The organism is Novosphingobium sp. (assembly GCF_032093395.1).
GTDB lineage: Bacteria > Pseudomonadota > Alphaproteobacteria > Sphingomonadales > Sphingomonadaceae > Novosphingobium.
In genome coordinates, this window is record NZ_DAMDBA010000018.1 from 1 (window position 1) to 11,579 (window position 11,579).

The 11,579-nt window shown below is 65.8% G+C and carries 8 protein-coding genes; 5 read left to right on the forward strand and 3 right to left on the reverse strand.

The features are described from left to right. Positions 1 to 252 (forward strand): molybdopterin dinucleotide binding domain-containing protein (locus tag RT424_RS08800; RefSeq protein WP_313436479.1); only part of this gene is annotated, 252 nt, incomplete at its 5' end. A gap of 26 nt (positions 253 to 278) precedes the next feature. Here RT424_RS08800 and RT424_RS08805 read toward each other — a convergent pair. Beyond that, on the reverse strand, positions 279 to 1,208 hold the full coding sequence (locus RT424_RS08805) for an autotransporter domain-containing protein (protein WP_313436482.1): 930 nt from the start codon (positions 1,206 to 1,208) through the stop codon (positions 279 to 281). Continuing rightward, a complete protein-coding gene (locus tag RT424_RS08810; protein ID WP_313436485.1) occupies positions 1,208 to 3,409 on the reverse strand; it encodes an ATP-binding protein in 2,202 nt (733 codons plus the stop codon). The genes RT424_RS08805 and RT424_RS08810 overlap by 1 nt, the downstream gene beginning before the upstream one ends. Positions 3,410 to 4,095: 686 nt before the next feature. On the opposite strand from RT424_RS08810, the gene RT424_RS08815 reads away from it, so the two are divergent. The 3 genes from RT424_RS08815 to RT424_RS08825 all read left to right on the forward strand — a co-directional run bounded on the left by RT424_RS08815 (position 4,096) and on the right by RT424_RS08825 (position 9,264). After that, on the forward strand, positions 4,096 to 4,896 hold the full coding sequence (locus RT424_RS08815; RefSeq protein ID WP_313436488.1) for a response regulator: 801 nt from the start codon (positions 4,096 to 4,098) through the stop codon (positions 4,894 to 4,896). 175 nt (positions 4,897 to 5,071) lie between these two features. After that, positions 5,072 to 5,992: an intradiol ring-cleavage dioxygenase gene (locus RT424_RS08820; protein WP_313436490.1), complete on the forward strand. Its 921-nt coding sequence runs from the start codon at positions 5,072 to 5,074 to the stop codon at positions 5,990 to 5,992. 95 nt (positions 5,993 to 6,087) lie between these two features. Beyond that, positions 6,088 to 9,264 carry an autotransporter domain-containing protein gene (locus RT424_RS08825; protein WP_313436493.1) on the forward strand — a complete coding sequence of 1,059 codons (3,177 nt, stop codon included), beginning with the start codon at positions 6,088 to 6,090 and terminating at the stop codon, positions 9,262 to 9,264. A gap of 74 nt (positions 9,265 to 9,338) precedes the next feature. On the opposite strand, the gene galE is transcribed toward RT424_RS08825, so the two are convergent. After that, complete coding sequence (gene galE, locus RT424_RS08830) at positions 9,339 to 10,343, reverse strand: UDP-glucose 4-epimerase GalE (protein WP_313436495.1); 1,005 nt, start codon at positions 10,341 to 10,343, stop codon at positions 9,339 to 9,341. A 541-nt stretch (positions 10,344 to 10,884) separates the two neighbouring features. On the opposite strand from galE, the gene RT424_RS08835 reads away from it, so the two are divergent. After that, positions 10,885 to 11,517, forward strand: coding sequence for a polysaccharide biosynthesis/export family protein (locus RT424_RS08835; RefSeq protein WP_313436498.1), 633 nt, complete (start codon positions 10,885 to 10,887; stop codon positions 11,515 to 11,517). The last annotated feature ends 62 nt before the right edge of the window (positions 11,518 to 11,579 follow it).

Here is an 11,579-nt window from a genome sequence, read left to right on the forward strand (position 1 = left end):
CGCGACGTGATCTTCGCGAATGAGGTCGATCTCGACATGCTGGGTCTGGCGCATGGCGATATCGTCGATGTGACCACTAGGGCCGGGCGCGCGCTCAAGGGCTACACGGTCGTCAAGCACGCCATCGCGCGCGGCTCGCTGGCGGCCTATTATCCCGAGGCGAATTGCCTGGTGCCGCTGGAGGAATTCGATCCGGTGAGCGGGACTCCGGCCTACAAGTCGATACCGGTGGAGATTGTCCGGGCGGCGTAGGCCCCAGGGTTTCGGGGTGATCGACGTCAGAACGACCGCCGCAGCGAAACCCCTGCGGAAGTCGTGTTGCCCGCCAGTGCATCGAAGCTGCGCGAGGCATAGAGGTCGAGATGGAGCCGGTCCGTCAGCTTCATGTTGGTGCTGACGCCGACTTCCCACCAGGCATCCGAATAGTGCTGCGAGGGGAGCAGGCCGGAGCGAGGGACGTCGCTCAAATCCTCGAACTGACCGCCCGTGACTTGCGAGACCGCATTGCTCGTCCAGTTCCGGGAGACCGAGAGCCCCGCGTAATTATCGGCGTTCCTGCCGAAGGCATGGTCGATGCGCAGGGTGCTGCCGAGCGTCCACGTAGGCTCGCGGGTTTCCAGGTCGATCAGGCCGGTGAATTCGGGCGCCGGGCGCAGCAGCCGCCCTTCGGCATAGGAGCCGACGACGGTAGGCGTCACGAACCAGCGCGGCGATAGCGGCAGAATTCGGCCGAAGTCGCCCCCTAATGCGAAATAGCGGCTGCTCTTGGCGCCGGTGCTCTCGCGGCTGCCACGGCCGGTGGTGATACGGCCATAATCCTGCCGGCCGTAGCTGGCCCAGCCATCCACCACCCAGTTGTCGAAATTCCCGCCCGCGCCAAGGGTGCCGACATAATAGTCCGAGGGCAGGGCGGTATAGGCCTGGATCAGCGTGCCGTGATAGCGCATCAGCCCGCCGCGCACATAGCCTTTGCCCAGCTGCCGAGTGAGCGACAGCGATTGCCACGAGCCGTCGGGGCCGTCGTCGCGATTGCTCACCCCGGCGGATGCGGTGACCGTCCACGGCGCGGGCTCCGGTGGTTCGGGGGCATCCTGGGTAGCGGCATCGCCTGTGCTCTCTGCCGAGACGTCCTGCGCCTGCGCGGCGGCAGAAAGGAACAGGGCAGCAATTCCCGCCGTGAGCAGGCGCGCCTGAAACGGGACGGGCATCAGGCGACCTTACGAAGGGGCGTATCGAAGGCGGCGGGAACCGTCACGCGGGCTGCGAACCCGTCTCCACCGTGCGCGAAGCTGACATCGCCGCCATGCGCGCGCGCAATCGAGCGGCAGACCGCCAGGCCCAGCCCGGTGCCTTTCTGGCCGGAGCGGCGGGCGTTGTCGGATCGGTAGAACGGTTCGAAGGCCCGATCGAACTCCGCCTCGGGAATGCCGGGGCCGGCATCGACGATCTCGGCCACGGCCTCGCCGTCCTGCAGGCTGACGCGGACCTTGGCGCTTTCGCCGTATTTGATGGCGTTTTCCAGCAGGTTGCCCAGCAGGCGGCGAATGCCCACCGGGTCCACTTCGACCGGGATGTGGAGGTTGTGTTCGATCGTCACCCGGCCGCCTACGAACTGCGCATCGGCGACGCTGCCGGCAATAAGATCGGCGAAGTCCACGCGCTCGCGCGGGCCGGGCGTGGAGGCGTCGCGGATGAAGGCGATGACCTGGCTGATCATCGCTTCCATCTCGGTCACTTCCTTCAGCAGGCCGTCGCGCTGGTCGTCCGGCACGTCCTCGATGCGGAAGCGCAGGCGGGTGAGCGGTGTGCGTAAGTCGTGGCTGATCGCGCCGACCATGGCCGTGCGATCGTCCACGAAAGCGCGCAGCCGGTGGCGCATCTGGTTGAAGGCGTTGGCGGCACGGCCGATCTCGGCAGGACCGGAGAGCGGCAGGATCGTCGCCGAGGGGTCGCGGCCAAGCTGTTCGGCGGCTTGCGCGAAGTCCTTGAGCGGCACGACGATGCGGCGCGCGAATAGCCAGGCGAGCGGGCTGATGATCGCTAGCGAGAGCGCGAACCACAGCATGACGCGCTTCTGCCATGCATTGGGGAAAGGCTCGGCACGGGGCGCGACCGCCAGCCATTGCCCGTCCGGCTGGCGGGTGGCGGCGACGAAATCGCCCTCGATGAAGGGGGGCGAAGTCAGCGCGAAGAAGCTGCCGCCCGAATGGCGGAAGGGTATCGGCTGCGGCGTCCCCGGGATCGCGGGCCGGGGTGTCGATAGCGTAGCTGGGCGCGCCTCCACGGCAGGGTTCGCCGGAGCTTCCGCGGTGTTGGAGGGTGACGCTGCGGGTGGGGTCAGCATCGCGGGCGGCGCCGCGACGGTGAGCGGCTGGGGTCGGCTGGGCGCGGCAGCGCTGGCGACCGGATCGGGCGTGGCGATCGGAAGGGTCGTGCGGGGTATGTCGTTCATGCGGGGCATGACCGGGCCGACCATGCCCGAGCCCATGGCACCGTTGCCGACCGGCCCGGTGATCCCGCCGGGGCGGAAGCCCAGACCGGGCGCCTGTCCTGGGCGGCCCTCCGGATTGGCGATTCCCGAGGCGGGGCCGGTCGAGGGATTCTGGGCGCCGATCTGACCGCCTCCCGGAGTGCCGCCGCTCGGTCCGCCGGGGCGCGGGCCGGATGAGGGGGGAGCAGACGCTGGCGTTTGGCCCGTGTTCGGCGCACCGGGCACCTTTCCGCCCGGCATTTGGCCTCCCGCCGCTTGGCCACCCGGCGCGCGAACGGGGGGAGCGCGCATGCCCGAGGCGCCGCCGGGCATCGACGGCACACGCGGCATCGAGCCGCCCGGCATTTGTCCTCCGGGCATTTGGCCGCCCGGAAAGTGCCCCCCCGGCATGCCGCCGGGACCGGCCGCGCCGCCCGGAGGCGGTCCACCCGGAATCGACTGCGCATCCGCCGAACCGATCAGCAGCGAGGCCGTGCCGGAACGCCCTTTCGCCACACCCTCGACCCTCGCCAAGGGAGAGCGCCCATTGCTCGGCACGGCCACGCCGCCCACCGGCAATTGGGTGTAGAACGCCAGGATCACGTCCTTGCGCGCGCGGCCGAGGCGTTGCGCCAGGGCGTCGCGAGAGGATTCGGACACGAGCCAGCCTTGCCCGCTGACGTCCGGCGGGCCCAGCATCGGCTTGCGTTCCAGCCGGTCCGGGACTTCGCTGGAGGTCAGGGCGCTGGCCACCTCGTCGATATTCCAGCGCGCGGCGGGGCTGGGAGGCAGGATCACGGTAAGCGCCAGCGTCACCAGCTGCGCACCGATCAGCGCGCAGACGAGGATGACGATCATCTGCATCGCCAACGGCAGTCCGAGACGGTTGGCGAAACGGGGAAGGATCGGGCGGGCCAGAATCCGGAGGGGTGGGCTCATGATCGCGCCAATGCCACGAATCGGCGCAGGGTTCGAGCAAATCGGGGGATTCGAGCGAATCGGCGGGTTCCAGCAAATCGGCGATTTTGCGAAGCAGGTTCGGAAGAGAGGGACACAACTCTTCCGAACCCGCTCCACGCCCCGGCCGAACAGTCCGCGACTGTGCGACGAGGGCGGTCACCCAGGTACCTTTCCGGGGCGGGCCTTCCTGGCCTTGCCGGAAAGAGAATTCCGTGCGCGCCAGCCTGCGCATCCTGTCGAGCGCGGCCGGGGCGGCGATGTGCCGGGTAGCACCGGTTTGTGTCACTATCGGGAAGGCGTTCCGGCCTTCGATCGCCTGCTGATATAAGTCCGGGACCGTCGCAGGACAGGGCGGGTGCGACTACGTGACCTGCCGCTGCGACGATCCCGGCACCGTCCGGCGCCTTGGCGGTGGCTAACCGGACGGCGGTTCCGGCCGTTCCGAAAGGATGCAGCGGAGATTCGGGGGCAACGGGGGATGTCGCTCGATCTGCGCTGCGGTCCCTCCAGGACGGAACCTGACGAACTGGAATGTTCATGTCGCTGGATTTTGGGCAGCGAGTTTGCCTGCGGATTTCACGCAGGTTGCAATAGGGCAGCGATCTTGTCGCAAGCTGTATCGCGGGTGAAATCTGGAAGGCACACGGGGTTTCTATCGGTGCACAATGATCCTAGAACGCGCACCGATGGACCTCGAAACCCGCATCCTCATCGTCGATGACGATGAAGGCATCCGCTCGCTGATCAGCGAGTTCCTGGGCAAGCACGGCTATGCCACCGAGACGGCGGCCGATCCCGCCGCCATGCGCGAGCATCTCGCGCGGGGGCATTTCGACTTGATCGTATTGGACGTGATGATGCCGCGCGAGGATGGCCTTACCGCCTTGCGGGCGCTGGGCCCCGATGCGCCGCCGGTCATCATGCTTTCGGCAGTGGGCAGCGACGTCGACCGGATCGTCGGCCTCGAAATGGGCGCGGACGACTATCTGGCCAAGCCCTGCAACCCCCGCGAACTGCTTGCCCGCATCCGCACCGTGCTGCGCCGCCGCGCCGCCACCGGCGGTAGCGGGCCGGTCGAACGCGTCGTTTCGCAAGGCTTGCCCGAGCCGCGCCCGGTGAACGACATCCATTCCGGCGAGTGCCTTCATTTCGCGGGTTGGCGCATGGACGTGGGCCTGCGCCTGCTGTTCGATCCGGCCAATCGCCTGATCTCGCTTTCGGATGGCGAATTCCGCCTGCTCAGGGCCTTCGCCGAGCATCCGCGCCGCGTGCTTACCCGCGATCAGCTGCTCGACTGGTCGCGCGGAGAGGACAGCGATCACTACGATCGCGCCATCGATGTCCAGCTTTCCCGCCTGCGCCGCAAGCTTTCGGAAGGCCAGGGTGGCGGTGACATCATCCGCACCGTGCGCAATGAGGGATATCTTTTCGTCCCCTCGGTATCGGGAGATATTTCGCCTGGATGACAAGGCGCTCCCCTGCCGGACGGGCGACGCAAGCGTTCCGTCAAAGGGATGAAATGCGCCTGAAATCCGCCCGAAATTCCAACGCAAACGCCACGCTCCACTCGTCGTCGTGAACTGATCCGCGACGAAGGTCTCCCGACCCGTCGCGCGAAACGCGACAAGCGGGGAGACTGCAATGGAAGACCATGACCACGATCGCGGCCTGGACCACGATCTGAAGACCTTGAGCGAAAACCTGATCGGCCGCCGCCGGGCGCTTGCCATCCTGGCGAGTGCGGGAGGCTTCACCGCCGTCGCGGCCTGCGGAGGCGATGACGGATCTTCGTCCGGCGGCTCTACCAGCACGTCGAGCACGACTTCGGGCAGTTCCAGCTCTACCGGCACGTCCTCCACGAGCACGTCCACGACCTCGGGCGGGACGTCCAGCAGCACCTGCATCGCCGATCCGACCGAGACCAACGGCCCCTATCCGGCCGACGGCACCAACAGCGCCAGCGGTGCGACCTCCAACGTGCTGACCGTCAGCGGCGTGGTCCGTTCGGACATCCGCTCCAGCTTCATCAATTCGACGACCACGGCGGACGGCGTGCTGCTGGAACTCACATTGCAGCTGGTGGACGTGAACAAGGGCTGCGCCGCGATCGAAGGTGCCGCGATCTACATCTGGCAATGTGATGCGGCGGGCCGCTACTCGCTCTATTCCAGCGGCGTCACCACCGAAAGCTATCTGCGCGGCGTGCAGGTGACCGACGCCGAGGGCAAGGTGACGTTCACGACGATCTACCCCGCCTGCTATTCCGGACGTTGGCCGCATATCCACTTCGAGATTTTCACAGGCGGCCTGACTTCCGCGAGCACCGGCCGCTCGGCCAGCCTGATCTCGCAACTGGCGTTGCCCGCGGCGACCAATGCCGCCGTCTTCACCGGCGATACCCGCTACACCGCCAGCATCGCCAACTACAACGCGATCTCGCTCTCGTCGGACAATGTCTTCGGCGACAACACTTCGGCGCAGGTCGCACAGATGACCCCCACGCTGAGCGGCAGCCTGACCGCCGGATACACCGGCACCGCGCTGATCGGCATCGCCGTCTGACCTCCTGACTCTTGGGCGTGGCGCGGCGGCGATCCCTCTCCGCGCCGTCTCCCCGCGCCATCTCCACGCCCTTCGCTCATGACGAGACCAAAGACATGACCTCGCTGCACACCTCTTCCAGCATCGGCGCGCTCGTTCTCGCGCTTTCCACCGCGCCTTCGCTTGCGGCCACCACCGTTTCGACGTCCACCACCAAAGCCCTCGTCACGTCGAGCGCGGGTGATGTCACCGTGACAGAGGACGGCACGATCACCCTGCCCAGCGGCAGCGCGATCACGGTGGACGGCAATAATGCAGTCGACCTCGAAGGCGCGATCGTCCTCGACGATGCCGACGGCGCCAGCGGCATCACCGTCGATGCCGGTACCACCGCGACCATTACCGTGGGCGAGGATGCCACGCTTACCGTCACCGAGGACTTCGTGCCGGCGGACACCGATTCGAACGGCATCGCCGACGGTGCGATAGCCTCGGCCAGCAATCGCTACGGCATCCACGTCCTGTCGGGCGCCACCACCAGCGGATCGATCCTCAACGAAGGCACGATCAAGGTGGAAGGCCTGAATTCCGGCGGCATCGTCGTCGATTCGGACTATGTCGGCAGCGTGACCAACACCGGCACGATCAACGTGATCGGCGACAACGCGGTCGGCATTTCCACCAGGAGCGTGGACGGCGATGTGACGGTGGAAGGCACCGTCTACGCCACCGGCGCGGGGGCCCAGGCACTGGTGGTGGACGGCGAGGTCAGCGGCACCGTGACGATCCAGGGCACCGTCTCGCAGCGCGCCTCCTATACGAACGACGACAGCACCACGACCGTGCTTTCACGCGCGGCCCTGCGTTCGGGCGCGGCGGCGGTGGAGATCACCGGCAACGTGGCGGGCGGCATCTATGTGGCGGCGGCCCCGGTCGACAACGACAGTTCCAACGACGACGAGGACGGCGACGGTGTCGATGATGACGAGGAAGGCACGGGCGCCGTCATCGCCTATGGCAATGGCCCGGCGATCCAGGTCGGCGGCACCGGCGACATCACCGTGGGCGGCGTGTCCAGCAATTCGGGCACTTATTCCATTGCCATCGACGGCTCGGTCAGCGCCAACGCCTATTACAGCAACACCGATGCCTATGGTCTGGTGATCGGCGGGCAAGGGGGCAACGTAACCCTGACCGACGGTATCGGGGTGACCGGCACGCTGAACGCCACGACCTACGATTCGGCCGCGACCGCGTTGCTGATCAATGCGGGCAGCACGGTGACCAGCCTTTACAACAGCGGCTCGATCACCGCGTCGATCACTTCGCAGGGCGAAGGCTCCTCCACGGCGATCCGCGACCTTTCCGGCACGCTGACCACGATCGAGAACACCGGCTACATCGCGGCGAGCGGATCGAGCACCGACACCCGCACCGCGATCGACCTGTCCGCCAACCCCTCCGGCGTCACCATCAACCAGTACCTCAACGCCGCCGATATCGAGACCAGCGCCGACTATCTGGACGACAACGATACGGACACCGATCCCACCATCTACACCGCGATCACCGGCAATATCCTGCTGGGATCGGGCGACGACACCATCGCTGCCTCATCGGGCACGATCACCGGGAACACCACGTTCGGCGATGGCGACGACAGGCTGAGCCTGTCCGGCAACGCGGTCTACACGGGCGATGTCTACTTCGGCGCCGGAACGGGAACCGCTACGCTGGCGGGAACCTCCAGCTTCGTCGGCACCATGGATTTCGATGGCAACGCCGGAACGCTGACCCTGGCGGACAGTGCCGTCTACTCAGGCGATTTCGACAATGCCGACAACCTGACCCTGACGGTAGGCAGCGGCGCCAAGCTGACCGCCAGCGATTCGGACACTATCGCCTTCGGCAGCCTGATCGTGAAATCGGGGGGCTCGCTGGGGGTTTATGTCGATACGGCGGAAGGGACGAGTTCGCTCTACACCGTAGCCAATGCCACGCTTGAGGACGGCGCCAAGGTTACGGCCACCGTCACCGATCTGGGGGACGCGGAAGGCACTTACACGGTGCTCACCGCCAGCAGCCTGGACGTGCAGGGTACGCTGGACGGGACGGACACCGACCTGCCCTTCATCTACAACGGCGATGTCACCACCGGCGCGAACAGCATCTACCTCACCATCGCGCGCAAGACGACCGATGAGCTGGGCCTCACCCGCAGCGAGGCTTCGGCCTGGGATGCGATCTATGCCACGGCCCAAAACGACGACAGCCTGACCTCCAGCCTGCTTCAGGTCGAGGATTCGGCGACGCTCCAGAGCCAGGTGGCGGGGTTGCTGCCTGACCATTCGGGCGGCGTCTTCGATGCCGTGACGCACGGCGACCGCATGGCCTCCCGCCACCTTTCGGACGAGACCTCGCTCTTCACGATCTCCGACATCGGCGGCTGGTTCGAGCCCGTCTACTGGCGCACGGCCAAGGATGCGGGTTCGACGGCAGGCTACAAGGCGAGCGGCTGGGGCCTTTCCGCCGGTGTCGAGCGCCGGACGAACCTGGGTTACTTCGGCGTCTCCTACGCTTGGCTCCATGGCACCGTGAAGGATAATGGAGGCGCGGGCGATCTCGGCGTGGGCCAGCACGACTTCGGCCTGTTCTGGCGCACCGGCAAGGGGCCGTTCATGGCCTGGGCGCGCATCGGCGCCTCGAAGATATCGGTCGATTCCACCCGCACGTTCACCGGCACCATCGACGATACCGATTTCACCTATTCGGCCGACGGCAAGTGGAACGGATGGCTGATCTCGGGCCTGGCGGGTGCCTCGTACCGCTTCCAGATGTCGCGCCGTTTCAACCTCAAGCCCAAGGTGGAACTCGAACAGTTCTGGCTGAAGGAGAACGGCTACAGCGAAACCGCAGACAGCGATGCCATGGCGCTGACGGTGGCCGACCGCACCAGCAAGATGACCACGGTGACGCCGACCCTGACGGCTTCCTATTCGCTGGGCACGATCTCGCCCGACTGGCGGCCGCTGACCTTCCAGCTCGAAGCCGGCCGCCGCGAGGTGCTGTCCGGCAAGCTCGGCAGCACCACGGCCTGGTTCAACGGCGGCGACACCTACGACGCCGGAAGCGCCTTCACCATTACGCCCGAGAGCCTGAAGGGGGCCTGGGTCAGCGAAGTCTCGATGCTGGCGGGCGGCTACGATTTCACCTGGAAGCTTTCCGCCCGCGCCGAACGGACGCAGGATGCCACCGACATGTCAGCCCGCGCCTCGCTGAGCGTGGCGTTCTGACAAGCAGGTGATCCCCACGTCGTCCCGGACCTGATCCGGGACGACGCATTTCCCGACGCAAACCTGCCGCGTTCCTAAACCCCGCGCAGTTCGGTCAACCGGCGCTCCCAGGCGAGGGCATGCTCGACGATCTTGCCGAGATCGGCGTACTTCGGCTGCCAGGGCAGGGTGGCCTTGATCCGGCGGTTGTCCGAGATCAGCGCGTCGGGATCGCCGGCACGCCGGCCCTGCAGGCGGCGGTCGATCGTGCGATTGGTGACCCGGTCCACGGCGTCCAGCACTTCCAGCACCGAGAAGCCCTGGCCGTAGCCGCAGTTCATCGTCAGCGATTCCGATGGGGCGGCGATCAGTTGTTCAAGTGCCAGGACGTGGGCATCGGCAAGATCGGAGACGTGGATATAGTCGCGCACGCCGGTGCCGTCCGGCGTGTCGAAATCGGTGCCGAACACGCCGACATGCTCGCGCTTGCCCAGCGCCGCTTCCACCGCCACCTTGATGAGATGCGTGGCGCCCGCCGTAGACTGCCCGGTGCGGGCCTGGGGGTCGGCCCCGGCGACATTGAAGTAGCGTAGCGCGCAGTAATTGAAAGGATGCGCGCGGGATACGTCGCCCAGCATGATCTCGGTCATCAGCTTGGACATGCCATAGGGATTGATCGGCTGCTTGGGGCTGTCCTCTGTAACCGGCGAGACTTCCGGAATGCCATATGTGGCGGCGGTGGAACTGAAGATGAAGTGCTGCACGCCCGCCTGAACCGCCGCGTCGATCAGGGCGCGGCTCTTCGCGGTGTTGTTGTGGTAGTACTTCAGCGGGTTCTCGACCGATTCCGGCACGATGATCGAGCCGGCGAAGTGCATCACTGCCTTGATGCCCTGTTCGCGGAAGATTCGCGCGAGCAGTGCCGCGTCCTCTATATCGCCTTCGTAAAGCGGCACGCCTTCGGGAATGGCAAAGCCGAAGCCCGTGGTCAGGTTGTCGATCACGGCGACCGGCCAGCCGGCATCCTTCAAGGCAAGAACGGCATGGCTGCCGATATAACCGGCCCCGCCGGTGACGAGCACGGGAATCTTGTCTGTCATGTTCCTGCCCTGCTGGACGATCGATCCGCCGGGCGGCCGAACGTTACGCTTATTCCTACCCTTTGACGGGCCGATCAAAGGGATAGGCGGCGCGCTGCGCTGCGTCAAATCCAACTCGCTCCATAGCTGCGCCATCCTTTCGAGGGCGCTAACCAATTCGAGAGGCGTTAAGCTAAGAATTACTGCCTTTTAACTGAAATATCGCTCGGCAGCTCAGTTGAACGCCACATGAACGACCTTAAAGCGGAATGCTAACCATTGCATCGTCCGATCGGATTCGCAGCCATTTTGACCGGTTCATTCCGGTTGCGGGCAGCTCGACTTCGCACTTGCGGAAGAGATTTGCGACGTGCCGTTTTAGGATTGGGTTTCACCGTTTTCGTGCCCCGCCCAGCCACTTGCACCCTCATGCGCACCTGATTACCCGAATAGGCGATTGACAATGGCCTTATGGAGACGACCGTAAGTGCACTGCACAAAGAAATTTCCCGGGTTCGCTGTTCTCCTTTACGGCACGATCCTGAACGGCTGTACCTCCACCATGACGTCCAATCCGGATGTTCCCGTGGGCCAAGCCGCCTATCAAACGATTCCCGCCACCGTTCCGGCACCCACCGTCTACGCCATCTCTCCCAAGGACGTTCTGCAAGTCCGCGTGCTGGGCGAACCCGACCTTTCGGTGGAGAAGGCGCGCGTGGACGAGGCCGGCTTCATACAGCTTCCCCTTGCGGGCCAGGTCAAGGCGGCGGGCCGCAGCGCGCCCGAAGTGACGAGCGAGGTCGCGACCGTCCTGGGCCGCAAGTATCTGAAAAACCCACAGGTCAGCATCTCGGTGGACGAGGCGGCGCCGCGCTTCGTCTCGGTCGAAGGCGAAGTGAAGGTGCCGGGCGTCTACGAGATGACCAGCAACACCACTCTGCTGGGCGCGCTGGCACGGGCGCAGAGCCCGCTCGTCACCGCCAAGCTGGACCAAGTGGTGATCTTCAGGACCATCAACGGCCAGCGCATGGCCGCGCGGTTCGATCTGAAGGACATTCGCGGCGGCGTCAGTCCCGATCCCATCGTCATGGATGGCGATGTCGTCGTGGTCGGATTTTCGCAGATCAAGGGGCTTTGGCAGGATTTCCTGAGGACGGCCCCGATCTTCAATGCCTTCGCTGTCTTCGCGCGCTGACGGAGTGCTCCGGCGGGCGGTCGATCGGCATGGAAGCGCGAAAGTCGCCCGGTCCCAGTGTG